The following is a 26,622-nucleotide window of genomic DNA, read 5'->3' on the forward strand; positions in this document are numbered from 1 at the left end:
TTTCGCGCGGGTTACCCGCGCAACAGGTCTGCCAGCCGGGCGGCCAGCGTATCCCAGCGCCACTCGCTGGTCACCCATTGCCGGCCGGCGGACCCCATCGCCGCCGCCCGGTCCGGATTGCTCAGCAATTCGATGACTGCGCCAGCGACCTTGTCCACCCGGTCACCGTCGACCACTAACCCGGTTTTATTGTGCTGCACCGCTTCTGGGGCTCCGCCGGACTTACCGGCGATTACCGGCACGCCGCTGGCCGAAGCCTCCAGAAATACGATGCCCAACCCCTCGACATCCATTCCGGCGCCGCGGGTGCGGCATGGCATTGCGAAGACGTCGGCCAGCGCATGGTGCGCTGGCAATTCCTCGCCCGGAACACCGCCGGTGAAGACCACGTGGTCGGCCACCTCGCGGTCGCGGGCCAGCCGGCGCAGTGTCTCCAGGTAAGGCCCACCCCCGACGATCACCAGCGCGGCCCCGTCGACCTGCCGGCGGATCGACGGCAGCGCCTTGATCAACATGTCCTGACCCTTGCGCGGCACCAGCCGCGATAGGCACACCACGGTGGGCCGCTCGCCCAGCCCGTAGCGCTTACGCAATTCGGCCCGGCCGGCCGGGTCTGGCCGAAACCGGTCGGTGTCCACCCCGGGTGGCAAGTGTTCCAGCGAAGCGGACGGCCCGAAGGCGGGCGCGAAACGCGACCGGGTGTAGCGACTGACGAAGGTCACCACATCGGCTTCGTCCCCAATTCGGCGCAGCACCGACCGCGCGATTGGGAGCATCGACCAGCCCACCTCGTGACCGTGGGTGCTGGCCAGCACCCACGACGCACCGGCCTGGCGTGCCCGCGCAGCCAGCAACGCCAACGGCGCGGCGGCTCCAAACCAGACGGTGTCGATGTCGTGCTCGGCGATCAGCCGCCGCATGCGACTATCGACCGCCGGCACGGGCAGCATCAACGTCGTCGGGTGGCGCACCACCCGATAGCCGGCCGCACGAGCCGCTTCGTCATGGGCGTCAGCACCCTTCCACTGCGGCGCATACACCGTGACGGAATGTGAGCCGGCGTCGACCAGCCGACCGACAAACTCCCCCAGATACGACTGAATGCCGCCCCGTCTGGGCGGAAAGTCGTTAGTTACCAGTAGGACCCGACTCACCCGCGTCAATCTAGCCTGAGGACCATGCGCGGTCGTTCGGTGGTCCGCCGAGAAGGGCAATCAGCTCGCCCGGGTCAACCACCGCTGCCAGCGGGCAAGCAAGCCCGCGACGTCGGTGTTGAGCACCTCGCGCACCGCGCTGGCCATGCCCGAATGCGTTGCACCACAAGCGATCCGGTAGAACTCGCGCAGGGTGGTCGTGCCGTAGGTATCCGCAACGAATCGAGCAAACCACCACGCGCTGTCGTAGGCCACCAAACGCTGCGGACCGGGCGAGTCCAGGTCGGCGTCCGACGGCAGCGCGTCGGGTACTGTCCCTTCGGGCGGCGCGGCGGCGGGTCTTGCGACGAAATCGGCCACCCCCTCGGTCAGCCAACGTGGCGCATCCAATGCCGTGTCAGCGCGGGCCGCATAGTGAAAAAGCTCGTGAGTCACCACTATTCGCAGTGCACTCGGGCTCATGCCGACCGCCCCCGGCGCGAATACGATCCGTTGACCGACCACCGTGCGGCGGGCCGGATCGACGCGGTCCGCGACGGTTACCGCCGCGATATCGGCCCATTGCGATGCCAGGCCACCACCGGCCGCGGACCGAAACTGGTCATCCGTGCCCGCGGCGACCACCGAGATTTCCCGCGACCAGTCGCCGCCCCAGAAGGCGACCACTGCGTGGATCGCGGCTCCGATGTTCGCTGCGACGCGAGAGAGCAGCAGGTCGGCGCTCTCGCCGCCCAGGCTGACGAGCCGAATTGTGCGGTCGCCCATGATCAGCGGCGACCGACCGATGTCCGCCGCCGATGCCGCCGACCGGGATGGGGATTTGTCGCTCGGCGGATTAGCCGCCAGCAGCGCGGCCATGCCGAGTTGAGCTGCAAATATCCAGGCCAACACCAGCGACAGCCGCCGCGAGCAGCGACGATACCGGGCGCTGCGGCCGTCAGTAACGACGGGCGTCGTAGATCGGGCCAGAGGAAGTCATCGGTACTACCCGCACCGGCTGGCCGTAGGTGGAGGAATGGACCATTAGGCCGTCGCCGATGTAGATCCCGGCGTGCGACGCGTCGGAGTAGAAGGTCAGCACATCTCCGGGCTGCAGGTCGGTGAGCGACACCGGCTGGCCGCCGTGCGCCAGCGCCTGGCTGGAATGCGGCAACGCGATGCCGGCTTGCTGGAATGCCCACATGACCAAGCCGGAACAGTCGAACCCACCGGGCGCGGCGCCACCCCACGCGTAGGGCGAGCCGACCTGGGTGAGCGCCGCCTGCACCACGACCGCACGGTCACCGCCACCATCGCCCGGGGGCTCGAACGGCATCCCCGGCATGCCGCCCTGCGGTGGAGCCTCACCGGGTGCGGGCATGGGCGCACCCGCCGGCGGCCCGCCAGGCGCCAATCCCGTCGGCGACGGCCCAGGAGCTCCCGGAAGTCCCGCGGGCACCTGTCCCGGGTCGGCGAGCGCGGTGCGCTGATCCGGCGTCAACGCCATGTACTGCGACTTGACGACGGCGATCTGCACCTGCAGTTGGCTTTGCCGGTGCTGCAGGCTAGCCCGCACCGCTGCGGCTTGTTCGGCCGCCGACTTGGCATCGGCAGCCGACTGGGCCGAAGCCTGTTCGGCTTTGGCGGCCTGTTCCCCGGCAGCCCGAAAACCTGCCATCTGCAGTGACATTTGATGAGCCATCACCCGCTGCATCGACATCCCGTCGATGAGTAGCTGCGGCGAAGCGGCCGTCAGGATCGCGTACATGCCGTCGGTGCGACCGCCCATGTACGCGGCAGCCGCGACCTTGTTGACCGATGTTTGGAAGGTGGCCAAATGCGCCTTCGCTGCCTCCAGCGCGGCCTGAGCATCGGCAAGCTTCTTTTCCGCCGCTTGCTGGGCCGCAAGCTTGGCGTTCAGATCGAGTTCTGCGCTGTGCATCGCCTCAGTGGTCTGCTCGGCCTGCCGAGACAATTCGTTAAGCTTTGCCAGCGCGTCATCCGCCGGATCGGCCAGCGCATTCGCGGCGAGAACCCCGGAGACGACGGTGAAGCTCGCTAACGAACCGATGGCAGACCGCTTGATGACACGCGCGATCGGATGCCTACAGTCGAGCTTCAAGATTTGCTTCCTTAAACTGCCATCGGCGCCAAGCCGTCGAGCCGGTTTAGGTCTCAAACAGGTTACGAAACGATATCGGCGTTTGTCCAAAGGGGGGAGTTAAGAAAATGGGTAGATTTCTGTAATTTTCATGTGAGAGCGCGTCTTTGCGCGTCCACCACCATACATACCCGGACATATCCATTACGCAACGCCCGACGAGCGGTCGCGCCGGATCGGCACCAGACGTAACCTCGGTGCCAGTCCGGCCTCGGCGAGCGTCTCCAGCGCCACGCGCTCGTCGTACGACAACGTGTCCGGCACCCCGAGCAGCACACTCACCACGCAATCGCGGCACGCGGGGCCGCGTACGGCGCAGTCGTCGCAGTCGATCACCACCGGCTGCCCCGGTTCAGGTGCTGCACCGCTCTTGCTGTTGGTTGCGCTGCTGTATGGCATCTGGCGTCGATCCTCTCGGTTGGGGCTGTCCGCTCGCGAAGTCGGGCTGTGCCGAACGTTAGCCGTCGGCACCGACAGCTCTGCCCCGATGCGATCTCGGCACCCAGGCCGCGTGGGAACCATCGGCTGTCGGTGCGGCTGCCTAAAGTCACGGCCATGGCCGCGGCGAGTGGAACTCAGCTGAGTCTGGCCGGGCTCGACCCGGGCGCCTTTCCGGGCATCGCCTCGCCCGCGATGCCGGCCGGTGACATCGATGAATCCGACGAAGTGCCGTTGCGCCAGACCACCTTCGTCGTCGTGGACTTGGAAACCACGGGCGGACGGATGACGGGCACCGCACAGGCTCCGCCGGATGCCATCACCGAGATCGGGGCGGTCAAAGTGCGCGGCGGGGTGGTTCTCGGGGAGTTCGCCACCCTGGTAAATCCGCAACGCAACATTCCACCCCAGATCGTGCGATTGACCGGCATCACGACGGCGATGGCGGGTGACGCTCCGACCATCGATGCGGTCCTGCCGATGTTTCTCGAGTTCATCGGGGATTCGGTGTTGGTCGCCCACAACGCCGGATTCGACATCGGGTTCCTGCGTTCTGCCGCGGAGCGCTGTGACATCACCTGGCCGCGACCGAAGGTCTTGTGCACGGTCCGGCTGGCGCGTCGAGTCCTCAGTAGAGAAGAAGCGCCCAGCGTGCGCCTCGGCGCTCTGGCGCGGCTATTTGCTGTGGCAAACCAGCCAACGCACCGCGCCCTAGATGATGCGCGCGCCACCGTCGAGGTGTTGCATGCCCTCATCGAACGAGTCGGCAACCAGGGCGTGCATACCTATGCCGACCTGCGCGGGTATCTGCCAAACGTGACCCCGGCGCAGCGGCGCAAGCGGGTACTGGCCGCGGGATTGCCGCACCGTCCGGGAATCTATTTATTCCGCGGGCCGTCCGACGAAGTGCTCTACGTCGGCACCGCAGTCGACCTGCGTCGCCGGGTGAGTCAATACTTCAACGGCGCCGACTCCCGAGGCCGGATGAAAGAGATGGTCGCCTTGGCCGACTCGGTCGATCACGTCGAGTGCGCGCACTCGCTGGAGGCCGGCGTCCGTGAACTGCGGATGCTTGCCGCACACGCCCCACCTTTCAATCGCCGATCGAGGTTTCCGCACCGTTGGTGGTGGGTGGTGCTCACCGAGGAACCGTTTCCCCGCCTATCGGTGGTTCGTGCCCCGCGACACGACCAAGTCATCGGCCCATTTCGGTCCCGCACCGAGGCCGCCGACACGGCGACGCTGCTGGCCCGGTTCACCGGGGTGCGGACCTGCACCAAGCGGCTAGCGCGTTCGGCACTACACGGCCCGGCCTGCCCCGAGCTTGAGGTTTCGCCCTGCCCCGCCGCACGCGACGTGACGGCCGAACGTTATGCCGAAGCGGCACGACGCGTGGTGGATCTGATCGATGGGGTCGATAACTCCGCAGTGGCCACGGCCGTGCACCAGGTCGCTGACCTAGCCGAGCACCATCGATATGAGAGCGCCGCACGGCTACGCGACCGGATCGCCACCGCCGTCGAGGTGCTGTGGCGTGGGCAACGGTTGCGCACGCTAACCGCCCTGCCCGAATTGATCGCTGCGGCGCCGGACGGCGCCGGTGGATACCAGCTCGCTGTCATCCGCCACGGCCAACTCGCGGCCGCCGGCAACGCTGGGCGCGGGATCCCACCGATGCCGGTCGTCGACGCCATCCAGGCAGGTGCGCAAACCGTGGTGCCGGCGCGGGCACCGCTACGTGGCGCGCTGGTGGAAGAGACCGCACTTATCACTCGCTGGCTCACCACGGCGGGAGTCCGCATCGTGCGGGTCGCCGCCGCGGCCGGCGGCGAGCACTGCACGACGACCTGCGGCTGGGCCTCCCCGCTGCGGTCGGCCGGCGCCTGGGCAGCGTGGGCGGCATCCGCACGCTCGGCGCGACTGGCCGCCGAACAGGCCCCCAACTCCGTTGCTCATCGTCGGCAGAGTGGGAACATGCCATCAGACCTGCTGGCTGAACCGCACCCAGCGCGCGAGCAGCTGTTCGGCGGCGCCGCTGTCGAGCGCCGCACTGGCCCGCTGCAACCCATCCTCCCAAGCAGGCAGCCATTCAGCGTGGCCGGATAACCCGGCATGGGCGACGATCGCCCCGGCGGCGTTGAGCACCACCGCGTCCCGGATTGGGCCCCGGGCCCCGCCCAGCACCGCACGCGCCACCGCGGCGTTGGCCTGTGCGTCACCGCCCTGTAGCGCGGCGACTTCGGCGCGCGCAAACCCAAACGCGGCGGGATCAAAAGTCAGCTTGTCGATGCCGCCCGCCCGCACACGCCAGATCGTGCTCGTGGTCGTGGTGGTCAGCTCGTCAAGCCCGTCGTCGCCATGCACCACCAGCACGCTGGACCCACGCGCGGCAAATACGCCAGCCATCACCTCGGCGAGGTCGGCGAACGCGCAGCCGATCAATCCGGCCCGGGGACGCGCCGGATTCGTCAGCGGCCCAAGAAGATTGAACACCGTCGGCACGCCGATCTCGCGACGCGCCACGGATGCGTTGCGGTACGAGGGATGAAACTGCGGCGCGAAGCAAAACCCGATTCCGACTTCGGTCAGGCTGCGCGCCACCTGGTCGGGCCCCAAGTCGATGCACACACCGAGCGCCTCCAAGGTGTCGGCCCCCCCGGACAACGAAGACGCCGCCCGGTTGCCATGCTTGGCCACCGGCACGCCCGCCGCGGCCACCACGATGGCGGCCATGGTGGACAAGTTGACCGTATTGACCCCATCGCCGCCCGTGCCGACGATGTCGACGGTATCGACGGTATCCCTGCGAATGACATCGGCAGGCATCGGGAGGGCGTGGCCGAGCATCACGTCGGCCAAGGCGCCGACTTCGTCGGCGGTCGGAACTTTCATCTTCAGCGCCACCGCAAAAGCAGCAATCTGGGCCGGTGACGCATCGCCAGCCATGATCTGCTCCATGGCCCAGGCCGCTTGACCGGCAAGCAGGTGCTTGCCCTCGATCAACCTACCCAGGACCTGCGGCCAGGTAGTCAGCGCAGCCGATGTCGCCCCAGCAGAACCTGCAGGAGGTGAAGCCGCACACGACATAGCCACGCGCAGATGGTCCCACGCCGACCGACCACCCTCCAACGGCCGCCTATGGGCCGGCCACCACGTCGCCCAGGGCGGCCGACGAGCCCAGCACCGCGACACATGGAACCGAATCACTCAAATTTCCGACCCGGGTAGAGTTCGACAACTACAAAGCGTCATACTTGCGGATGTGACGAGTGCTGTAGGGACCTCGGGTACTGCCATAACGTCGCGAGTACATTCGCTGAACCGGCCCAACATGGTCAGTGTGGGCACCATAGTTTGGCTCTCCAGCGAACTCATGTTCTTTGCTGGATTGTTCGCGATGTACTTCACGGCTCGCTCTCAGTCCGGCGGCAAGTGGCCGCCGCCGCCGACCGAGCTCAATCTCTATCAGGCGGTGCCGGTGACGCTGGTGTTGATCGCGTCGTCGTTCACCTGCCAGATGGGTGTCTTCGCGGCCGAGCGCGGCGACGTATTCGGGCTGCGCCGCTGGTATGTGATCACCTTCCTGATGGGACTGTTCTTTGTCCTCGGCCAGGGCTACGAGTACTACCACCTGACGACGCACGGAACCACGATCCCCGGCAGCGCCTACGGCAGCGTGTTCTATCTGGCCACCGGCTTCCACGGGCTGCATGTCACCGGCGGTTTGATCGCCTTCATCTTCCTACTGGTGCGCACCGGGATGAGTAAGTTCACACCGGCACAGGCAACCGCCAGCATCGTCGTCTCCTATTACTGGCATTTCGTCGACATCGTGTGGATCGCGCTGTTCACCGTGATCTATTTCATCCGATGAGCCGGCGGCTCCCGAACAGCCCCCAACAGGAACGAACAGGAGTGCTCAGTTGAAGAAACTGGGGTTCACCCGATCCGGTGCTACCAAGCCGATTGGCCGGCTCGGCGGGCCACTGCGTGCCTCGCGTAGGCGCCCGGCCGAGCAGCAGCGAGCCGTTCGAACGCGACGCCGATTGCACCGCCGGTTGTCGGGTGGACTGCTGCTGCTGATTGCGCTGACCATCGCCGGCGGGCTGGCCGCGGTGCTGACCCCCACACCGCAGGTGGCGGTCGCCGACGAATCGTCCTCGGCCCTGCTGCGAACGGGCAAGCAACTCTTCGACACGTCGTGCGTCTCTTGCCACGGCGCCAACCTGCAGGGTGTGGCCGACCATGGGCCAAGCCTGATCGGCGTCGGCGAGGCGGCCGTCTACTTCCAGGTGTCGACCGGGCGGATGCCAGCCGTGCGTGGTGAGGCTCAGGCTCAGCGCAAAGACCCGATCTTCGACGAGGCACAAACCGATGCCCTCGGCGCTTATGTGCAGGCAAACGGCGGCGGCCCCACCGTGGTGCGCAACCCCGACGGCAGCATCGCCATGCAATCACTGCGCGGAAGCGACCTGGGCCGCGGCGGCGATCTGTTCCGGCTGAACTGCACGTCCTGCCATAACTTCACCGGAAAGGGCGGTGCGCTGTCATCGGGCAAGTTCGCCCCCGACCTGGGCCCCGCCAATGAGCAACAAATCCTCACCGCGATGCTGACCGGTCCGCAGAACATGCCCAAGTTCGCCGACCGCCAGCTGTCGTTCGACGCGAAAAAGGACATCATCGCCTACGTCAGGGCCGTCGCCGAGGAGCGGCAGCCCGGTGGTTACGGACTTGGCGGATTCGGACCCGCACCCGAGGGCATGGCGATCTGGATCATCGGCATGGTCGCCGCTATCGGACTGGCACTGTGGATTGGGGCGCGATCATGAGCGACGGCTCGAACGATACCGGCGTTTCGCGCGAGCCCGACGAGGCCGCGCTGGCCGAGATGTCGCAGCAGGAACTACTGGAGTTGGGCGGCAAGCTCGACGGGGTCAACATCGCCTATAAAGAGCCCCGCTGGCCGGTCGAGGGCACCAAGGCCGAGAAGCGGGCCGAGCGGGGAGTGGCGCTTTGGCTTTTGCTGGGCGGCGTATTTGGGCTCGCGCTGCTGCTGGTCTTCCTGTTTTGGCCATGGGAGTACAGGCCCCGCGGGGACGCGGGGAACTTGATGTACTCGCTGGCTACCCCGTTGTACGGGCTGACCTTCGGAATGTCCGTCCTAGCCATTGCCGTGGGTGCGGTGCTGTTCCAAAAACGCTTTATCCCAGAAGAGATTACGATTCAGGACCGGCACGACGGAGCCTCCCGCGAAGTCGACCGCAAGACGGTGGTGGCCAACCTGGCAGACGCCTTCGAGAGCTCGACGATCCGACGTCGCAAGCTCGTGGGGCTGTCCCTGGGTGTGGGTATGGGCGCCTTCGGACTCGGTACCTTGGTCGCGTTTGCTGGCGGTCTCATCAAGAATCCGTGGAAACCGGTCGTCCCGACCGCCGAGGGCAAGAAGGCCGTGTTGTGGACGTCGGGGTGGACCCCGCGGTACAAGGGCGAAACAATCTATCTGGCCCGGGCCACCGGACTTGGCGACGGACCGCCGTTCACCAAGATGCGCCCCGAGGACCTCGATGCCGGCGGCATGGAGACGGTGTTTCCCTGGCGGGTATCCGACGGCGACGGCACCACCGTGGAATCACATGAAAAGCTGCAGCAGATCGCGCTGGGCGTCCGCAACCCGGTAATGCTGATCCGGATCAAACCCAGCGACATGCACCGTGTAGTCAAGCGGCAGAACCAGGAGAGCTTCAACTTCGGCGAGCTTTTCGCCTTCACGAAGGTCTGCTCGCACCTGGGCTGCCCGTCTTCGTTGTATGAGCAGCAGTCCTACCGAATCTTGTGCCCGTGTCATCAGTCCCAGTTCGACGCGCTGCATTTCGCCAAGCCGATATTCGGTCCGGCGGCGCGCGCACTGGCGCAGCTGCCCATCACAATCGACACCGAGGGGTATCTGGTCGCCAACGGCGACTTCATCGAGCCCGTCGGACCGGCATTCTGGGAGCGCACAACAACATGAGTCCAAAACTCAGCCCGCCAAAGATCGGTGATGTTCTGGCCCGCCAGGCCGAGGACGTCGATACGCGCTATCACCCCGCGGCCGCGCTGCGCAGACAGTTCAACAAGGTCTTCCCGACCCACTGGTCCTTCTTGCTCGGCGAGATCGCGCTGTACAGCTTCATCGTGCTGCTGATCACCGGCGTATATCTCACGCTGTTCTTCGATCCCTCCATGACCGACGTCACCTACAACGGCGTCTACCAGCCGCTGCGAGGGGTGGAAATGTCGAAGGCCTACGCGTCGGCGCTCGACATTTCCTTCGAGGTGCGTGGCGGCCTGTTCGTCCGCCAGGTGCATCACTGGGCGGCACTGATGTTCGCCGCCGCGATCATGGTTCACCTGGCACGCATCTTCTTCACCGGCGCGTTCCGCCGGCCCCGAGAGGCCAACTGGGTGATCGGTTCGCTGCTGTTGATCTTGGCCATGTTCGAGGGATATTTCGGATACTCGCTGCCCGATGACCTGCTGTCGGGCATCGGGCTGCGGGCGGCCCTTTCCTCAATCACGCTGGGCATGCCGATCATCGGCACCTGGCTGCACTGGGCGCTATTCGGAGGCGACTTCCCCTGCGGCGGCGTGGGCGACAACTGTACGGCGGCGGGCTACATCATCCCCCGGATGTACTCGCTGCATATCCTGCTGCTGCCTGGGATCATCCTGGCCCTAATCGGGATGCACCTGGCCCTGGTGTGGTTCCAGAAGCACACCCAGTTCCCCGGCCCGGGCCGCACCGAGCACAACGTCGTCGGCGTGCGCGTCATGCCTGTGTTCGCGGTGAAGTCCGGCGCGTTTTTCGCCGCCATCACCGGCGTGTTGGGCCTGATGGGCGGCCTGCTGCAGATCAACCCGATCTGGAACCTAGGTCCCTACAAGCCATCCCACGTTTCGGCGGGCTCCCAGCCGGACTTCTACATGATGTGGACCGAAGGCCTGGCTCGAATCTGGCCGCCGTGGGAGTTCTACTTCTGGCATCACACTGTCCCGGCGGCGGTGTGGGTGGCACTGATTATGGGCCTCATCTTTATCCTGCTGATCGTCTACCCGTTCATGGAGAAGCGGTTCACCGGCGACTACGCCCACCACAATCTGCTGCAACGGCCGCGAGACGCTCCGGTGCGGACCGCGGTGGGCGCAATGGCGATCTCCTTCTACATGTTGCTCACACTCGCAGCGATGAACGACATCATCGCGCTGAAGTTCCACATCTCGTTGAACGCCACGACGTGGATCGGCCGTATCGGCATGGTGGTTCTTCCGCCGGTTGTGTACTTCATCAGCTACCGGTGGTCCATCGGATTGCAGCGCAGCGACCGGGCGGTGCTTGAGCACGGTATCGAGACGGGCATTATCAAGCGACTGCCGCACGGGGCCTACATCGAGTTGCACCAGCCACTCGGCCCGGTCGACGACCATGGTCACCCGCTGCCGCTGGAATACCAGGGCTCTGCGCTGCCCAAACGCATGAACAAGTTGGGCTCGGCGGGATCCCCCGGCACCGGGAGCTTTTTGTTCGCCGATCCGGCGTCCGAGGACGCGGCACTGCGCGAGGCGGGTCATACCGCCGAACAACGCGCCCTTACCGCGTTGCGCGAATACCAGGAAAACGTCGTCGGCACACCCGACGACGGGCACGCCGAGCACTAAGCGACTGCCAGACCGATCGCTTAGCGGGTCACCCCTGCGGGGCCCGCTGAGCGATCGGCGGCTCTTCAGCTCTGACTTGCGCGGACATCGGGCTCGCCCAGCCACTTGCGGGCTGGGCGAGCGATCTTCCAGATCGCAAAGATCCCGCGCTAGCAAATCAAGAAACCGCTGGCCCGCGGCGTCGGCACCGCCCGGACAACGCCGACGGCCCTCGACACGGCCGACCCTCGGGCGCTACCCCCGGGGCTATGGTGTGGCAACCACCCGGCGCAGCTGCCGAACAGAAAACCACTCGATCGCCGGCATTCCCGCGGTAATGACCCCGCCAAATGCGTAGCTGACCCACGACGCGCCGTCGTGACCAACCGCCATGAGATAGGTGGCTACCGCGGCCGCAATCAGCGCCGTGCCCATCGCGCCGGTGAGCGCCACGGCCCCACGCAGCCAGATCCGATCCACCGCCTCACCGGACCACTCGGTGGTCGCATTGGCGGCCTTGACTCCATCCCGACGGGCCGCCGCACCGGCCAGGCCGCGGGTCGCGGAGTTACCCAATCTAACCTGCTGCCTGCTCCCGCGCGACTGCACCGCCCTGGAGGACGATTCGGTATCGACCAGGTGGCGAGCCCGCAACAGCATGGGGATCGCTCCGGCAATGATCAGTGCGGAGACGATGATGACCGCATACAACACCCAGGTGGTGTGCGAATCACTCGACATCTTGTGGAATCCCCGGCCCAGGTCGGCCAGGGCAACCACCGCTGCCACGCTTACGCCCACCAGCACCAGCCAGACCGCGGCACACGCACCGATGAGAATCCGGTCGATTACTTCCGGAGCGACGACTGCGTCCGGTCCACGCCGGTACGCGGAGTATCGGCCGAGCATCAGCAGCTCGTCTGCGGTGCGTCATTGCTGTTCGATGACAGCACCGTTCCATCGCTGGTCGTAATCGAGCAGTTGAGTCTGCTGACCCGGAACAGGCTGGACGCCTCCACCGAGCCCACATCGGATTGGGAGATCGGTGTGACGGTCATCGACCACGGGATGTACACGTTGTGCTGCGTCCGCCGTCGACCTGAGGCATCGACGTAGGTCACCGAGATGATGTCGCCCGGCGCCTTGGTGCCGGTTACCGAATAGGTGACTTGCCGAGGACCGGCCAACGTGGTGGTTGTGGTGGGCGGCGGCACCGCAGCCGGCGGGGTTGCACTGGTGCTTACCGGGGGCGGTGGCGCGGTGGTTTCCGGCGGCGGCGGCGGAGGCGGGGGTGTCACCGTCACTGTTTGCGTCTCCGTCGCTGTCGGGATCTCGGAAGTGGGTGGTGGCGGAGGAGGAGGCGGCGGCGGTTTGGTCGTCGTAATTTCGTCCTGCACCGGTGGAGCCGACGACGTGGTTCCGGGGTTCGCGAGGCTCTTTGGGTCGGTACGTGTGACCAGCAGTGACACCGAGGTCACCAATGCGACCGCGGCCAGGATGGCCGCGATCCCGACCACCCACGGCCAGCGCGGAGCGCTTTGTTCCTCATCGAGATCGGAGGAGTCGTCGTAGCCGTCATAGTCGTAAAGGCTCAGCTCAGCCGGTATGTAGGATCCGCTGACGAATTGCTCGGACTCTAGCGCCGAGTACGCCCTCGAGTAGGCCTCATCCGTGTCCGATGTTTGGTCGGTGGGCTCCAGGTGGGACCCCAGGTCGGGAACGTGGGAACTATCGCCGAGGGGTTCCAGGTCTCCCTCGTTGCCGCCGGCATCCGGCTCATTGCCGGTGTCACTAAGGGGTTCCAGTTCAGCGCTGGAATCGCCGGCGTAGTCGGGTTCGTCAGGTCCCCGTCCCGGCGGATTCGGCCCGCTCATGTTTGCCCTACCCTGTCCAAACTGCCTCACCAAAGCACGGAGCTAAGCGGCTGCATTTTTGCACGCCGCGCTCGGTGAATTCTCACTGTGCATCGAAAACCCTACCCAACGAGGTAGAGCAAAGAAGTCTCGGCGAACTGGCCACTGATCAACTGATGCCCTGATTGTGACCTTCCCGGCTCGAATCAGTGTTTCTCGGGTCCAACGTAGTACTCAAAAACCAGACCGGCGGCCGAGCCGAGGACGAATACCACACCGGCAACGATGAGCCATGGCAACCATAGTGCGATTCCAGTGGCCGCAACCGAAGCGGACAGTGCGACCATGACCGGCCACCAGCTGTGCGGACTGAAGAAACCCAATTCCCCTGCACCGTCGCTGATTTCAGCGCCCTCGTAGTCCTCGGGCCGAGTATCGAGTCGGCGAGCAACAAAGCGGAAGAAGGTGGCCACGATCAACGCCATGCCACCGGTCAGCGCCAGCGCAGTGGTGCCGGCCCACTCCACCCCACCGGTGGCGAACATCGAGGTCACGACACCGTACAGTACGGCCGTTAGGACGAAGAACGCTGCGACAAACTCGAACAGCCTGGCTTCAATGTGCATTGGGTGTCCTAACCTACTGGCGTCGGGGCCAATTCGCCGCGGCGGGTGTCGAACGGATGGGTAGTGACCGCCAGTGGTGGCTGGTTAATCGCCTGCAGTGCCTGCGCGTTGGTCTTCCCTTCGATACGTTGCTGCAGGTAGGCCTTGAAGTCGTTGGCGGATACCACGCGAACTTCAAAGTTCATCATCGAGTGATAGGTGCCACACATCTCGGCGCAGTGTCCGACAAATGCTCCCGTCTGGGTGATCTCCTCGATCTGAAACCTATTGACGGAGTTATTCGCGACCGGGTTGGGCATTACGTCGCGTTTGAACAAGAACTCCGGCACCCAGAAGGCGTGGATCACGTCCGCGGAGTTCAGTTGGAACTCGATTCGCTTGCCGGCCGGCAAAACCAAAACCGGAATCTCCGTGGTAGTTCCCAGGGTCTCGACCTTGTCGAAGTTCAGGTAGCTGCGATCTTCGGTGTTGCGCCCGGCCACCGGTCCAACCAACTCTTCACCGTGCGCGTCCTTGCCCTCGGGCTTGGATTCCACCGCCCGTTTGCGAGTCTCGTCGGCGCCGTCGTAGGTCAAGGTATGGTCATGGAAGTCGACCCGTTGGTAGCCAAACTTCCAGTTCCATTGGAAAGCCGTGACATCGATCACGACCTCGGGGTCGTCGGCAAGGTGCAGCATCTTTTCCTGGACGACAACGGTGAAATAGAACAACACCGAGATGATCAGGAACGGCGTGACGGTAAGCACCAGCTCCAAGGGCATGTTGTAACCAAACTGGCGCGGAAAGTCGGTGTCGGTCTTCTTCTTCCGGTGGAAGGCGGCCGACCAGAAGATCAGTCCCCACACGATGACACCGACCACCAGCGAAGCGATCACGGCGCCGATCCACAATTCCCGGTTCAGCTTGCCTTCGGGCGTGATGCCGTTCGGCCAGCCCAGGCCTAGTGCTTCCGACCAGCTACAACCGCTCAGAGTGACAGCCAGCACGGCCAACGTCGCGGCCATTGCCAGCAGTCGAAGGCGCGGGGCGCGGCGCCGTGCACCTCGCCGCCGGGCGTCGGAATCACTCTGAGAATTGCACTGCGACAAGCTTTGCGAACGACCTGGCTCGCGAGGTGTCACGTTGCGCCTCCTGTATCACAAGCTGGGCCGACACCTGTTAGGCGCCGCATCTGGCGGGAACAGTCGGCTAACTCGGATTCGAATACTACGCAGCGTAGACCACGCCGCCTACGCGGGCGACGACGCGGTCCCCAACGGCGCCCCGGGAGCCGGCGACGGCGGGCGGGGCCGCTGAACCGCCGAGCGCCCACCGACTTCACCCGAGCCGGCGGGCGCCGCCCACAAAAGCACCGCCGAGTGCGGCATACTGGGGCGCCGTGTGTGGACTGCTGGCCTTCGTCGCGGCCCCGGCCGGCGCCGCCGACGCTGACGACCCCGACGCTGCTGCGCGCCACGCTGCGGCCGCCGACAACGCGATTGCCCGCGCGGCGCACTTGATGCGCCACCGCGGCCCCGACGAGCCGGGCACCTGGACTGATCCGGACTCGGATGGGTCCGTCGTGTTCGGGTTCAACCGGCTGTCCATCATCGACATCGCCCATTCGCATCAACCACTACGCTGGGGGCCCCCGGAGGCTCCCCAGCGTTACGTGCTGGTGTTCAACGGCGAGATCTACAACTACCTCGAGCTGCGCGACGAACTCAGCACCCGACACGGCGCGCAGTTCGCCACCGACGGCGACGGTGAGTCGATTGTCGCCGGGTTCCACTATTGGGGCAACGACGTCCTCAGGCGGCTACGCGGCATGTTCGCCTTTGCCCTGTGGGACACCGTGACCCGCGAATTGTTCTGCGCCCGCGACCCGTTCGGCATCAAGCCGCTGTTCATCGCAACCGGGACCGGCGGGACCGCGGTGGCCAGCGAGAAGAAATGCCTGCTGGACCTGGCCGACATGGTGGGCTTCGACGCCGGGGCCAGCGGAATCGACCACCGCGCGGTGCAGCATTACACGGTCCTGCAATACGTGCCCGAGCCCGAGACCTTGCATCGCGGTGTGCGCCGGCTCGAATCTGGCTGCTCCGCGCGCATCCGGCCCGGAGCGGAGCCGGAGGTCACCCGCTATTTCGTCCCACGGTTTGCGGCCGTGCCGATCACCCCCGACACCGAGCAGGCCCGCTATGACGAGATCACGGCGGTGCTGCAAGATTCGGTGGCCAAGCACATGCGCGCTGACGTCACCGTCGGTTCGTTTCTCTCCGGGGGTATCGACTCCACCGCGATCGCTGCGCTGGCCATCCAGCACAACCCGCGGCTGATCACGTTTACTACCGGGTTCGAGCGCGAAGGCTTTTCTGAGCTCGATGTCGCCGTGGCCTCAGCCGAGGCCATTGGTGCCCGCCACATCGCCAAGGTGGTCAGCGCGGAAGAGTTCGTCGCCGCGCTGCCCGAGATTGTGTGGTACCTCGACGAGCCAGTCGCCGACCCCGCGTTGGTGCCGTTGTTTTTCGTCGCCCGGGAGGCCCGCAAGCACGTCAAAGTGGTGCTCTCGGGGGAAGGCGCCGACGAGCTGTTCGGGGGCTACACCATCTACCGCGAGCCGCTCTCGCTGAAGCCCTTCGATTACCTGCCCCGACCGCTCCGTCGGTCCATGGGCAAGGTGTCCAAGCCACTGCCGGACGGCATGCGCGGCAAGAGCCTGCTGCACCGCGGCTCGCTGACGCTCGAAGAGCGTTACTACGGGAACGCGCGGAGCTTTTCCGACGCGCAATTGCGCGACGTGCTCCCCGGGTTCCGGGAGCAATGGGCCCACACCGACGTGACTGCGCCGCTGTACGCCGAATCAACCGGCTGGGACCCGGTGGCCAGAATGCAACACATCGACCTGTTCACCTGGCTTCGCGGCGACATCTTGGTCAAGGCGGACAAGATGACGATGGCCAATTCGCTGGAACTGCGGGTGCCGTTCCTGGATCCTGAGGTGTTCGCCGTTGCCTCGCGGTTGCCGCTGCAGGCCAAAATCACTCGCACCACCACCAAGTACGCGCTGCGGCGCGCGCTGGAGCCGATCGTGCCCGCGCATGTGCTGCACCGGCCCAAACTCGGGTTCCCGGTCCCGATCCGGCATTGGCTACGCGCCGGCGAGCTACTCGAATGGGCCTATACGATGCTCGCCGCGTCGCAGGCGGGTGAGCTGATCGACCTGGCCGCCGTCAGCCGGATGCTCGACGAGCATCGCACCGGCGCCAGCGATCACAGTCGCCGGTTATGGACCGTGCTGATCTTCATGCTCTGGCACGCCATCTTCATAGAGCACAGCGTGGTACCGCAGATCACTGCGCCGCAGTATCCCGTCGAGCTCTAGACCACCTGGCGAGCAGACACAGAATTGCACGCGGGGCACCCGCGTAGTGCGATTCTGTGTCTGCTCGGCGGACTAGGCCAACACCGCGGAGATCTCGGCGGCTGCGTCATCGCCGTAGGCACCGGCGAGCCGGGCCACCGCCGCCCGATGGTCCCACTGCCACTCTTGGGTTCCAGTCGACTCCAGCACCAGCACGGCAACCAGCGAACCCAACTGAGCCGAGCGCTCCAGGCTCAGCCCGGCGCTTCGCCCGGTCAAGAAACCGGCGCGGAAGGCGTCGCCGACGCCGGTGGGGTCGGTCTGGCTGGTTTCGGGAACCACGCCGACGTGGACGGAGGTGCCGTCGGGCTGCACCAGGTCGACGCCCTTCGGGCCCAGCGTGGTCACCCTCAGATCGATCTGAGCCATCACTTCCGCCTCGGACCAGCCTGTCTTGGACAACAGCAGGTCCCATTCGTAGTCGTTGGTGAACAAGTAGGCGGCACCGTGGATAAGCTTGCGGATTTCCTGCCCGGACAACCGCGCCAACTGCTGCGACGGGTCGGCGGCAAAGGCCAGCCCGAGCTTCCGGCACTCCTCGGTGTGCAAGAACATCGCCTCGGGGTCGTTGGCGCCGATGATCACCAGATCCGGAGTGCCGGTGGCCGACACCACGTCGGCGAGCTTGATGTTGCGGGCCTCCGACATGGCACCCGGATAGAACGACGCGATCTGGGCCATGTCGACGTCGGTGGTACAGGTGAAACGTGCGGTATGGGCGACCTCGGAGATCAGGACATGGTCGCAGTTGACCCCGTGGGCCTTTAGCCAGTCGCGATACTCGGCGAAGTCGGCACCGGCCGCGCCAACCAGCGCCACGTCGCCGCCCAGCACACCGATGGCGAAGGCCATGTTTCCAGCCACACCACCGCGATGCACCACCAAGTCGTCGACCAAGAAGCTCAGCGACACCTTGTGCAGGTGTTCGGGCAGCAGCTGCTCGGAAAATCGTCCAGGAAACCGCATCAGATGGTCGGTCGCAATCGAACCAGTTACCGCAATCGTCACAAAATCTCCGTCCTTTACCGCTAAGGTCGTCTAGCCTCTCACAATTATCGGTGTCACGGCCCGCTCCGTCGCGTCGACAGCCGTCGGCAGGTATTGCGCTAGCCTGCCTAGGGAACTCAGCTTGTGGCCGAGATCCCCTATTGGACGGCGATCCATATGCCGTCTCGTCCACCACCGTAGGAGAACCACGATGGCCGGTCCGTACCCGCCGAACCCCGCCGTGGGCACCCAAGAACCTCGACCATACCCGGAGGCAGGACCCCACGAGCCTCTCGAGTATCCCAACGACATCGGCGACACCGGGCCGGCCTACGCCCCCACCATGGCGGACCACCCGCCTCCTTTGCCGGCCCCATATCACGGTATGCAACCGACCGCGCCCCGCAAGAGGCGCCACAAACAGGTACTGATCGGCGCCCTGCTGGCAGTCGCCTTGGTCGCGGCGCTGACCGCGGTGATTGCGTACGGTGTCCGCACTAACGGCGCCAGCAGCGGAGGTACCTTCACCGAATCGTCGGCCAGGACGGCAATTCAGGGGTACCTGAACGCGCTGGAGCACCGCGACGTCGACGTCATTGTCCGCAACGCATTGTGCGGTATCTACGACGGCGTCAAAGACAAGCGATCCGATCAGGCGCTGGCCAAGTTGAGCAGTGATGCGTTTCGCAAACAGTTCTCCAAGGCCGAGGTGACGTCGATCGACAAGATTGTCTATTGGTCGCAATATCAGGCCCAGGTGCTCTTCACCATGGAGGTGACCCCCGCTACCGGCGGACCACCAAAAGGTCAGGTACAGGGCATCGCGCAGCTGCTGTTCCAGCGCGGTCAGGTTCTGGTCTGCTCCTACGTGCTGCGCACCGCTGGACAGTACTAGCCAGGCCGGGACGGGGCCCTACCCCGCCCGCTAGTCGGTTAGTTGAACGAGTCCCCGCAGGCGCACGAACCCGTGGCATTGGGGTTATCGATGGTGAAACCTTGCTTTTCGATGGTGTCCACAAAGTCGATCGAGGCACCCTCCACATAGGGCGCGCTCATCCGGTCCACCGTCAGCGTCACGCCGCCGAACTCGGCGGTCAGATCACCGTCGAGAGTGCGGTCGTCGAAGAAAAGGTTGTAGCGCAACCCGGCACAACCGCCCGGCTGCACCGCGATCCGCAGCGACAGATCGTCACGCCCCTCCTGCTCCAACAGGGACTTTGCCTTGCTGGCAGCAGCCTCGGTCAGGATCACGCCGTGAGTCTTGGCGCCCGTCTCATTCTGCACCGTCATTGCTTCTCCTACATGCCTCATGGTTGGGTGGGCCCGCCCCGACTGCATTCAGCCTGGGGCCGTCTCCGGGGAAACCCAGTCCTATCAACGGTACCCCGCGGGGCGCGGATTCCCGAGTCGCGCGGCCACCTCAGATGCCAATCCCATCAGCTGATTGGCCGCGTCGGCCAACGCCAAGCGCACCGAACCCGCGTAGTCGGCAATAGACAAGGCGGCCATGATGCCTGCCGCGCGTGTCGTGGATTTGTCCAGGACAACCTGCCCAGCCAGCACGATCACCGGGATTCCCAGGGGTTGGGCCGCCGCGGCGATTTCGCCGACCACCTTTCCGTGCAGCGACTGCACGTCGAAGCGGCCCTCACCGGTAACGATCAGCTCGGCTTCGGCGAGGTCGTCGGCGAAATGCGTGTGCTTGGCGATGATCGCCGCGCCGGACTCGCATCGGCCGCCAAGCGCGAGCAGTCCGGCTCCGATACCACCCGCGGCGCCCGCACCCGGTTCGGCGCTCACTGCCCGGCCCGCGGCCGTATCCAGGTCCCGAGCCCACGCCGCGAGGCGGCTTTCCAACGTTGCGATGGTGGCGACGTCCGCACCTTTCTGCGGGGCAAACACCCTGGCCGCACCCCATGGCCCCAGCAACGGATATTCGACGTCGGAAGCCGCGATCAGATCCACTCCGGCCAGCTGGCGGCGGGCGGCTTCCAAGCCGCCCAGCTCGGCGATCATGCCCTTACCGCCGTCGGTGCAGGCGCTACCACCCAAACCGACCACGATGCGCTGCGCGCCAGCCGCCAGCGCCGCCCCGATGAGTTGGCCGACTCCCCCGCTGTGGGCCGCCAACGCCGTCTCGGGCGATGGCGGGCCGCCCAGCAGGGACAGACCGCAGGCCTGTGCGCATTCCAAATAGGCCGTTGCCGAGGCCGGATCGAATACCCACGCGGCATCCACCACGGCGTCGAGCGGCCCAGTCACCTGTAGCCACCGCGACTCCCCCAATCGGCTGCGCAGCACCTCGATGAAGCCTGGCCCGCCATCGGACTGCGGAGCCACGATGAATGAGTCATTTGGTCGAGAACGAGTCCAGCCGGTGGCGATGATTGCGGCGGCGTCCACCGCGGACAAGCTGTCGCCGTAGCAGTCCGGAGCCACCAGCACCCGCATTGCGGGCAGCTGGATCCGGCCGGGCCCGCGGCCATCGGCAGCAGCATCCGCGGCGAGCAAACCGTCCATCACAAGCAAGAGTAGGGCCAAGACGCATCCTGGCGCTGGGCAACCCCGGACACAATTCCGGGGGACCACCGCTAGCGAAGTAACCTGTCGACTGTGAAGCTGCTGGGCCGCAAGAAAGTCCGTGACGAAGGTGCCGACATTCCGGCCGTCCCCGACGACGACGAAGGGTCAAAGGCTCGTTCCGAGTCGTCGGCCGCATCGTCTGCGTCGAAAACAACCGGACCCAAGGGCCGGCCCACGCCCAAACGCAGCGAAGCTCGGCGCAGCGCAAAAAAAGGCCCGGTCGCACCCGCACCGATGACCGCCGCCCAAGCGCGCGCCCGACGTAAAACGCTGGCCGGCCCCAAACTCAGCCGCGCGGAACGCAAAGCCGAGAAGGCCGCCAGCCGTGCCCGGATGTCAGAACGCCGGGAGCGGATGATGGCTGGCGACGAGGCCTATCTGCTGCCGCGAGACCAAGGCCCGGTACGCCGTTACGTCCGAGATGTCGTCGATTCCCGACGTAACCTGCTCGGCCTTTTCATGCCGTCGGCGCTGGCTCTGCTGTTCGTCATGTTCGCCGTCCCGCAGGTGCAGCTCTACATGTCCCCCGCGATGCTGGTGTTGATGGCCCTGATGACCGTCGACGCCATCATTTTGGGCCGAAAAGTAGGCAAACTGGCCGACGCAAAATTTCCCTCCAACACCGAAAGCCACTGGAAACTTGGTCTTTACGCCGCGGGCCGGGCTTCACAAACGCGTCGGATGCGGGCGCCTCGACCCCAGGTCAAACACGGCGCCGACGTCGACTAGAACGCGCGCGGAAGCCATCTCACGACCAATGCACACACTGGTTCTCGACGGGATCAACTCGGACGCGTCTCGCTGGGCCGGAGACGCCATCGCCACTGCGCACTGCCGGCGGCAACGGGGCGCCAAGCACCGCCTCCGCCGCCGGACGGGCCCCTGGTCGACCGCCACCATGGACGCTCACCACGGTTGCAAAGACGGGAAGGGCGGGTTGGTATCGCATGCCCTACCCGAGAAGATCGAAGACGTGCTAGCCACGGTCAGCGATTTCGGATCAGCGCGGGTGCGGTACGCCCACAGGTCGGGGCGACCGTGATGCCGGCCACCGCTTCCCGACGCTTCGCTGACCCGCTGGATAGCGTCAACCAGGGTCTCGATCGGGTGCTGACGATGCCGGCCGGGCAGGCCGTGCCAATCAAGCCGTCGCAAACATGACCGAATTCGCGCCGATTTCGGCACCCGATGTCGATGCTCATGCGGCCGCTCGTGCCCGCCAGGACACCCTGATCAAGCCACGTGGCGCGCTGGGCCGGCTGGAAGACCTGTCGGCCTGGGTCGCCTCCTGCCAGGGCCAGTGCCCCCCACGGTGGTTCGAACGCGCCCGAATAGTGGTATTCGCCGGTGACCACGGTGTCGCGCGGTCCGGGGTGTCGGCCTATCCCCCGGAGGTCACCGCACAGATGGTCACCAATATCGACGCGGGTGGAGCGGCGATCAACGCTCTCGCCGATGTGGTGGGCGCGACAGTTCGGGTCGCCGACCTGGCCGTGGATGCCGAGGCGGTTTCTGAGCAGATCGGCGCGCACAAGGTTCGACGCAGCTGCGGCAACATCGCCATCGAAGACGCGTTGACCGACGACCAGACCGCTGCCGCGATCGCGGCCGGCCAACAGATCGCGGACGAGGAAGTCGACGCCGGCGCCGACCTGCTCATCGCCGGCGACATGGGGATCGGTAACACCACCGCGGCGGCGGTTCTGGTGGCGGCGCTAACAAACACCGAGCCGGTTGCTGTGGTCGGCTACGGAACCGGAATCGATGACGCCGGCTGGGCCCGTAAAACCGCCGCCGTTCGGGATGCCCTGTTTCGTGCTCGGCCGGTGTTGCCCGACCCCGTCGCCTTGCTGCGCTGCTGCGGCGGTGCGGACCTGGCCGCGATGGCAGGTTTCTGCGCACAAGCCGCGGTCCGCCGTACCCCCGTGCTGCTGGACGGCATGACGGTGACCGCCGCGGCCCTGGTCGCAGAGCGCCTGGCGCCCGGCGCCCGGCAGTGGTGGCAAGCCGGGCATCGGTCCACCGAGCCGGGACATGAACTGGCCCTCTTGGCGCTGGATTTGGACCCGATCGTGGACCTGCGGATGCGGCTGGGCGAAGGCACCGGCGCCGCGGTGGCGCTGCCGGTGCTGCGCGCCGCGGTCGCAGCGCTGTCCTCGATGGCGACCTTCACCGAAGCCGGTGTGTGCAACGGCGTCGGCGCCGGCCAGGACCCTCCCCCTGGCCCCCAACCGAGCTCACCGTGATTCGCTCGCTGGCAACGGCTTTCGCGTTTGGCACGGTCGTTCCCATGCGGGGCGCCACAGCGATGGGGCGAGGCGCGATGACGGCGCTGCCGGTGGTCGGCGTCGTACTGGGCGGGTTGGCCGCCGCCGTCACCTGGGCCGGCTCGTGGGCGTTCGGCCCGGCTAGTCCGTTGTCCGGCATGCTTGCCGTGGCAGTCCTGTTGGCGGTCACCCGGGGCCTACACATTGATGGCGTTGCCGATACCGCCGACGGGCTGGGCTGCTACGGGTCAGCACACCGTGCGTTGGAGGTGATGCGCCAAGGCACGACCGGACCGTTCGGGGTCGCGGCCGTCGTCCTGGTGATCACGTTGCAGGGGCTGGCCTTTCCAACCTTGAGCTCGATCGGCATCGTCGTGGTGCTTTTCGCCGGCAGGGTCACCGCGGTCCTGGCCTGTCGGCGTTCGGTACCGGCGGCCGCGGGCAGCGCCATGGGCGCGCAGGTCGCCGGGACCCAGCCGATGCCGGTTGTGGTGGCCTGGCTTGCCGTGCTGCTCATGGTTTCGGCTTTCGCCGGGCCGCGCCCATGGCACGGCCTGGTGGCGGTCGCGGTGGGGGTGTCCTTCGGCGCGGCCCTGGCGGCCCACTGTGTGCGTCGGTTCGGCGGAGTCACCGGAGACGTGCTGGGCGGTGTTATCGAACTGAGTACGACCATTAGCGCGGTGCTGCTCGTCGGCTTGGTGAGGCTCTAGCGGCCCGGTGCTACGCTGAAATCACGTTCATGTAATTGCGCTCTACGTGCACTCACTGGCCCGGATCTATTCCTCCAGATTGTCCCCCGATCGACGGACAGCTAATTCCGCCGGATTTATCCAATTGGCGGATCTTCAGGGCTCATATACACATATAGTGTCTTCAGTCATGCCCGTATCACGGCAGGTCAAGCAGGTGTCTGTGGAGTCGACCGAGAAAAGCCCGTTCGGGCGTCTGGTTGCCCAGGGCAGCTTCTACTCGGCCGGTATGCAAATGGGCAGCGGTGCGGTGGTATTGCCGGTCATATGTGCGCATCAGGGCCTCACCTGGGTCGCTGGCCTGCTATTTCCCGCCTTCTGCATCGGCGCCATTATCGGGAATTCAACGTCGCCACTGATTTTGCAGCGCGCTGGCCGGCACCGGCACCTGCTCATGTCAGCGATCTCGGCGACCGCGGCGGTGTTGGTGGTGTGCAACGCGACGGTCCCCTGGACCGGCGTTCTCGTCGCGGCCGTTTTCTTGGTCACCGCGTCCGCCAATGGCGTTGTTGCTGGGGTCTCGGGTGTCGCCTACACCGACATGATCGCGAGCAAGTTATCTGCGTTACGGCGCGGCGAGCTGCTACTCACCCAGGGCGCCGTCGGGTCGGTCCTGGCCACCACCCTCACGCTGGTGGTGGTGCCGCTGCTGGCGCACGGCGACGAGATGGCGCGTTATCGCGATCTGCTCTGGTTGGGCGCCGCAGGTCTGGTCATCTCAAGCATCGCAGCGCTGTTCGTGGGCCCGTTGCGGCCTGGGTCGGTCGCCGTGACCGCCAAGCACAGGCCGCTCAAGGAGACCTACCGGCAGGGTTTCGCGGTGGCCCGCTCGCAGCCGTGGTTCCGCCGCTACGCGACGACGTACCTGTTATTCGCCCCGATCAGCCTGGGCACCATGTTCTACAGCCTGCGCGCCGCCCAGTCGAGCAGCAGCCTGCACGTGTTGGTGATCATCTCCAGCGTCGCGCTGGTGGTCGGTTCGGTCCTGTGGCGTCAGGTGAATCGGCTATTCGGCGTACGCGGCATGCTGCTGGGTAGCGCCTCACTCAGCACCTCCTCCGCACTGCTGTGCATTGCGGCCGAGTTGTCCGGCCAGTGGTTCCACACCTGGGCCTACGGCACCGCCTTCTTCCTGGCAACAGTGGCCGCTCAGACCGTGGTCGCGGCCTCGATCTCGTGGATCAGCATGTTTGCCGCCGAACAGCATCGCGCGACCCTGATCTGCTTCGGATCGACGTTGGCCGCGATCACGTCCACGGTGCTGGGCGCCCTACTGGGTGAACTTGCGCAAAAGCACGCGACGATCTGGCCGGTTACGGCCATGCTGGCGCTGGCCGTCATCGCCGCCTTCGCCAGTTTGCGCGCACCTGGACGGGTCCAGGTGACCGAGTCGACAAGCCCTTCGGCTGAATCCCCCCAGCCGCATCGGAGCGCCCGGCCCGGCCTGGGCGCACACGTGGTCATCCCCAAGGATCGCGACGGCGCCCTCAAGGTTCCCAGCCACGCCGCGGTGGGTCGTCGCGCTCAGCACGCGTACCCCAAGCGAGCACGTCGCCGACCCTTTCCCATCAGGCCGGCGACCACCCAGTCGCACAGCGGCCAAAAGCTATCCAGCGCCCAAGCCTGCTAGCCCAGTCGCGACATCCAGCCATGGGTGTCGGCGAAGGTACCCCGCTGGATTCCAGTCAGAGTGTCCCGCAACGCCATGGTCACTTCACCCGGTTGGCCGTCGGCGACGGTGAACTCGTTGTCGCCGTAAACCACCCGCGAGACCGGGGTGATCACCGCGGCCGTACCACAGGCAAACACCTCGGTGATCTCGCCGGCGGCGGCTTTCTTCTGCCATTCCGCGATGTCGATCTTGCGCTCTTCGATCGCGAATCCGGCATCAAGGGCCAGCTGCAGCAACGAATCCCGCGTTATGCCGGGCAGTAGCGCGCCGGACAGCTCCGGGGTCACCAGCCTCGCTGAACCGCCCTTGCCGAGCACGAAGAAGATGTTCATCCCGCCCATCTCCTCGACGTAGCGGCGTTCCACCGCATCCAGCCACACCACCTGGTCGCAACCGTTCTCGGCGGCCTGGGCCTGAGCCAGCAGCGAGGCGGCGTAGTTGCCGCCGAACTTGGCCGCGCCGGTGCCGCCCGGACAGGCCCGCACGTACTCGGTGGACACCCAGACACTGACCGGGTTGATGCCACCCTTGAAATACGCGCCGGCCGGCGAGGCGATCAAGAGGTAGCGGTACTCCTTGGCCGGTCGCACGCCCAGCCCCGGTTCGGTGGCGATGATGTACGGCCGCAGGTACAGCGCCTCTTCGCCGCCGGCCGGGGGCACCCAGACGTCGTCGACAGCGATCAGCTGACGCAGGGATTCGATAAACAGCTCCTCGGGCAATTCGGGAATGGCCAGCCGCCGGGCCGACGAACGCAATCTGGCGGCGTTGGCCTCAGCTCGAAATGACACGATCGAGCCATCCGCCCACCGATAGGCCTTGAGCCCTTCAAAAACCTCCTGCGCGTAGTGCAGCACGATCGCCGACGGATCCAATTCGATGGGGCCGTAACCGATCACTCGCGCGTTATGCCAACCCTCGCCCTCGGCGTAGTCGATCGAGACCATGTGGTCGGTGTGATATTTGCCGAAGCCAGGGTCCCGCAGGATCGACACCCGGTCGGCCTCGCTAGCCGGGTTTGCCGCGCGCCTAACCGTGAACTGAAGGGACCCCCTGGTCATGGGGCCGATTGTATA

Annotated in this window: 23 protein-coding genes and 2 pseudogenes; 12 read left to right on the forward strand and 13 right to left on the reverse strand. The window is 65.8% G+C overall.

Annotation, left to right across the window (positions count from 1 at the left end):
* Positions 1-11: 11 nt before the first annotated feature.
* From pimB to MB901379_RS14175, 4 genes are all read right to left on the reverse strand, one after another.
* Positions 12-1,154 carry a GDP-mannose-dependent alpha-(1-6)-phosphatidylinositol monomannoside mannosyltransferase gene (gene pimB, locus MB901379_RS14160; RefSeq protein ID WP_158017252.1) on the reverse strand — a complete coding sequence of 381 codons (1,143 nt, stop codon included), beginning with the start codon at positions 1,152-1,154 and terminating at the stop codon, positions 12-14.
* A 60-nt stretch (positions 1,155-1,214) separates the two neighbouring features.
* Positions 1,215-2,012: a gluzincin family metallopeptidase gene (locus MB901379_RS14165; RefSeq protein ID WP_232022123.1), complete on the reverse strand. Its 798-nt coding sequence runs from the start codon at positions 2,010-2,012 to the stop codon at positions 1,215-1,217.
* Positions 2,013-2,091: 79 nt separating this feature from the next.
* Positions 2,092-3,255, reverse strand: a complete 1,164-nt coding sequence (gene ripC, locus MB901379_RS14170; RefSeq protein WP_158017254.1) for a peptidoglycan hydrolase RipC — start codon at positions 3,253-3,255, stop codon at positions 2,092-2,094.
* A 183-nt stretch (positions 3,256-3,438) separates the two neighbouring features.
* A complete protein-coding gene (locus MB901379_RS14175; RefSeq protein ID WP_158017255.1) occupies positions 3,439-3,693 on the reverse strand; it encodes a hypothetical protein in 255 nt (84 codons plus the stop codon).
* Between the two features lie 156 nt (positions 3,694-3,849).
* Here MB901379_RS14175 and MB901379_RS14180 point away from each other — a divergent pair.
* A pseudogene (locus MB901379_RS14180) lies at positions 3,850-5,775 on the forward strand (DEDD exonuclease domain-containing protein); the annotation flags it as partial.
* Here MB901379_RS14180 and trpD read toward each other — a convergent pair.
* Positions 5,713-6,825, reverse strand: a complete 1,113-nt coding sequence (gene trpD / locus MB901379_RS24665; RefSeq protein WP_158017256.1) for an anthranilate phosphoribosyltransferase — start codon at positions 6,823-6,825, stop codon at positions 5,713-5,715. The pseudogene MB901379_RS14180 and the gene trpD overlap by 63 nt on opposite strands.
* Positions 6,826-6,994: 169 nt before the next feature.
* Here trpD and ctaE point away from each other — a divergent pair, with 169 nt between their 5' ends.
* The 4 genes from ctaE to qcrB are packed head-to-tail and all read left to right on the forward strand — an operon-like array spanning position 6,995 to position 11,427.
* Positions 6,995-7,606, forward strand: a complete 612-nt coding sequence (ctaE, locus tag MB901379_RS14190) for an aa3-type cytochrome oxidase subunit III (RefSeq protein WP_158017257.1) — start codon at positions 6,995-6,997, stop codon at positions 7,604-7,606.
* 49 nt (positions 7,607-7,655) lie between these two features.
* Positions 7,656-8,561 (forward strand): cytochrome bc1 complex diheme cytochrome c subunit, encoded by a 906-nt coding sequence (gene qcrC, locus MB901379_RS14195; RefSeq protein ID WP_408632292.1) that lies wholly within the window; start codon positions 7,656-7,658, stop codon positions 8,559-8,561.
* Complete coding sequence (gene qcrA / locus MB901379_RS14200) at positions 8,558-9,742, forward strand: cytochrome bc1 complex Rieske iron-sulfur subunit (protein ID WP_158017258.1); 1,185 nt, start codon at positions 8,558-8,560, stop codon at positions 9,740-9,742. Before qcrC ends, qcrA begins: the two co-directional genes overlap by 4 nt.
* Complete coding sequence (gene qcrB / locus MB901379_RS14205; protein WP_158017259.1) at positions 9,739-11,427, forward strand: cytochrome bc1 complex cytochrome b subunit; 1,689 nt, start codon at positions 9,739-9,741, stop codon at positions 11,425-11,427. Before qcrA ends, qcrB begins: the two co-directional genes overlap by 4 nt.
* 246 nt (positions 11,428-11,673) lie before the next feature.
* On the opposite strand, the gene MB901379_RS14210 is transcribed toward qcrB, so the two are convergent.
* The 4 genes from MB901379_RS14210 to ctaC all read right to left on the reverse strand — a co-directional run bounded on the left by MB901379_RS14210 (position 11,674) and on the right by ctaC (position 15,006).
* On the reverse strand, positions 11,674-12,315 hold the full coding sequence (locus MB901379_RS14210) for a DUF2561 family protein (protein WP_158017260.1): 642 nt from the start codon (positions 12,313-12,315) through the stop codon (positions 11,674-11,676).
* Positions 12,315-13,280, reverse strand: a complete 966-nt coding sequence (locus MB901379_RS14215; RefSeq protein ID WP_158017261.1) for an MmpS family transport accessory protein — start codon at positions 13,278-13,280, stop codon at positions 12,315-12,317. The genes MB901379_RS14210 and MB901379_RS14215 overlap by 1 nt, the downstream gene beginning before the upstream one ends.
* Before the next feature lie 185 nt (positions 13,281-13,465).
* Positions 13,466-13,885 (reverse strand): cytochrome c oxidase subunit 4, encoded by a 420-nt coding sequence (locus MB901379_RS14220; RefSeq protein WP_158017262.1) that lies wholly within the window; start codon positions 13,883-13,885, stop codon positions 13,466-13,468.
* 8 nt (positions 13,886-13,893) lie between these two features.
* Entirely contained in the window at positions 13,894-15,006 is a 1,113-nt protein-coding gene (ctaC, locus tag MB901379_RS14225; RefSeq protein WP_158017263.1) for an aa3-type cytochrome oxidase subunit II, read from the reverse strand.
* Positions 15,007-15,263: 257 nt separating this feature from the next.
* Here ctaC and asnB point away from each other — a divergent pair, with 257 nt between their 5' ends.
* Positions 15,264-17,249 carry an asparagine synthase (glutamine-hydrolyzing) gene (gene asnB / locus MB901379_RS14230; protein ID WP_158017264.1) on the forward strand — a complete coding sequence of 662 codons (1,986 nt, stop codon included), beginning with the start codon at positions 15,264-15,266 and terminating at the stop codon, positions 17,247-17,249.
* A gap of 72 nt (positions 17,250-17,321) precedes the next feature.
* On the opposite strand, the gene MB901379_RS14235 is transcribed toward asnB, so the two are convergent.
* Positions 17,322-18,296 carry a carbohydrate kinase family protein gene (locus tag MB901379_RS14235; RefSeq protein WP_158017265.1) on the reverse strand — a complete coding sequence of 325 codons (975 nt, stop codon included), beginning with the start codon at positions 18,294-18,296 and terminating at the stop codon, positions 17,322-17,324.
* 190 nt (positions 18,297-18,486) lie between these two features.
* On the opposite strand from MB901379_RS14235, the gene MB901379_RS14240 reads away from it, so the two are divergent.
* The gene (locus MB901379_RS14240) at positions 18,487-19,170 is read left to right on the forward strand and encodes an Rv0361 family membrane protein (protein ID WP_158017266.1); all 684 of its coding nucleotides are present in this window, start codon (positions 18,487-18,489) and stop codon (positions 19,168-19,170) included.
* Positions 19,171-19,208: 38 nt separating this feature from the next.
* Here the strand turns inward: MB901379_RS14240 and MB901379_RS14245 are convergent, their stop codons facing one another.
* Together MB901379_RS14245 and MB901379_RS14250 are read right to left on the reverse strand one after the other, a co-directional pair.
* Positions 19,209-19,565, reverse strand: a complete 357-nt coding sequence (locus tag MB901379_RS14245) for a HesB/IscA family protein (RefSeq protein WP_158017267.1) — start codon at positions 19,563-19,565, stop codon at positions 19,209-19,211.
* Positions 19,566-19,649: 84 nt separating this feature from the next.
* Positions 19,650-20,726 (reverse strand): glycerate kinase family protein, encoded by a 1,077-nt coding sequence (locus tag MB901379_RS14250; protein ID WP_158019174.1) that lies wholly within the window; start codon positions 20,724-20,726, stop codon positions 19,650-19,652.
* Between the two features lie 162 nt (positions 20,727-20,888).
* On the opposite strand from MB901379_RS14250, the gene MB901379_RS14255 reads away from it, so the two are divergent.
* From MB901379_RS14255 to MB901379_RS14270, 5 genes and pseudogenes are all read left to right on the forward strand, one after another.
* A complete protein-coding gene (locus MB901379_RS14255) occupies positions 20,889-21,587 on the forward strand; it encodes a DUF3043 domain-containing protein (RefSeq protein WP_158017268.1) in 699 nt (232 codons plus the stop codon).
* Positions 21,588-21,615: 28 nt separating this feature from the next.
* Entirely contained in the window at positions 21,616-21,900 is a 285-nt protein-coding gene (locus MB901379_RS24670; protein WP_408632293.1) for a hypothetical protein, read from the forward strand.
* Between the two features lie 115 nt (positions 21,901-22,015).
* Complete coding sequence (gene cobT, locus MB901379_RS14260; protein ID WP_158017269.1) at positions 22,016-23,104, forward strand: nicotinate-nucleotide--dimethylbenzimidazole phosphoribosyltransferase; 1,089 nt, start codon at positions 22,016-22,018, stop codon at positions 23,102-23,104.
* Positions 23,101-23,835 carry an adenosylcobinamide-GDP ribazoletransferase gene (locus MB901379_RS14265; RefSeq protein ID WP_158017270.1) on the forward strand — a complete coding sequence of 245 codons (735 nt, stop codon included), beginning with the start codon at positions 23,101-23,103 and terminating at the stop codon, positions 23,833-23,835. Before cobT ends, MB901379_RS14265 begins: the two co-directional genes overlap by 4 nt.
* A gap of 169 nt (positions 23,836-24,004) precedes the next feature.
* Positions 24,005-25,572 (forward strand): annotated as a pseudogene (locus MB901379_RS14270) (MFS transporter); the annotation flags it as partial.
* Here the strand turns inward: MB901379_RS14270 and MB901379_RS14275 are convergent.
* Entirely contained in the window at positions 25,501-26,607 is a 1,107-nt protein-coding gene (locus MB901379_RS14275; RefSeq protein ID WP_158017271.1) for a branched-chain amino acid aminotransferase, read from the reverse strand. The pseudogene MB901379_RS14270 and the gene MB901379_RS14275 sit on opposite strands and share 72 nt — an antisense overlap.
* Positions 26,608-26,622 lie beyond the last annotated feature (15 nt).

This window comes from Mycobacterium basiliense, assembly GCF_900292015.1.
Lineage (GTDB): Bacteria > Actinomycetota > Actinomycetes > Mycobacteriales > Mycobacteriaceae > Mycobacterium > Mycobacterium basiliense.

Coding starts and splice junctions, on each gene's coding strand:
- MB901379_RS14245 (WP_158017267.1), bottom strand. CDS start 19,565: ATGACGGTGCAGAATGAGACGGGCGCCAAGACTCACGGCGTGATCCTG.
- qcrA (WP_158017258.1), top strand. CDS start 8,558: ATGAGCGACGGCTCGAACGATACCGGCGTTTCGCGCGAGCCCGACGAG.
- MB901379_RS14210 (WP_158017260.1), bottom strand. CDS start 12,315: ATGCTCGGCCGATACTCCGCGTACCGGCGTGGACCGGACGCAGTCGTC.
- MB901379_RS14175 (WP_158017255.1), bottom strand. CDS start 3,693: ATGCCATACAGCAGCGCAACCAACAGCAAGAGCGGTGCAGCACCTGAA.
- MB901379_RS14220 (WP_158017262.1), bottom strand. CDS start 13,885: ATGCACATTGAAGCCAGGCTGTTCGAGTTTGTCGCAGCGTTCTTCGTC.
- MB901379_RS14215 (WP_158017261.1), bottom strand. CDS start 13,280: ATGAGCGGGCCGAATCCGCCGGGACGGGGACCTGACGAACCCGACTAC.
- qcrB (WP_158017259.1), top strand. CDS start 9,739: ATGAGTCCAAAACTCAGCCCGCCAAAGATCGGTGATGTTCTGGCCCGC.
- MB901379_RS14165 (WP_232022123.1), bottom strand. CDS start 2,012: ATGGCCGCGCTGCTGGCGGCTAATCCGCCGAGCGACAAATCCCCATCC.
- MB901379_RS14240 (WP_158017266.1), top strand. CDS start 18,487: ATGGCCGGTCCGTACCCGCCGAACCCCGCCGTGGGCACCCAAGAACCT.
- MB901379_RS14250 (WP_158019174.1), bottom strand. CDS start 20,726: ATGCGGGTGCTGGTGGCTCCGGACTGCTACGGCGACAGCTTGTCCGCG.
- MB901379_RS24670 (WP_408632293.1), top strand. CDS start 21,616: ATGCACACACTGGTTCTCGACGGGATCAACTCGGACGCGTCTCGCTGG.
- MB901379_RS14275 (WP_158017271.1), bottom strand. CDS start 26,607: ATGACCAGGGGGTCCCTTCAGTTCACGGTTAGGCGCGCGGCAAACCCG.
- cobT (WP_158017269.1), top strand. CDS start 22,016: ATGACCGAATTCGCGCCGATTTCGGCACCCGATGTCGATGCTCATGCG.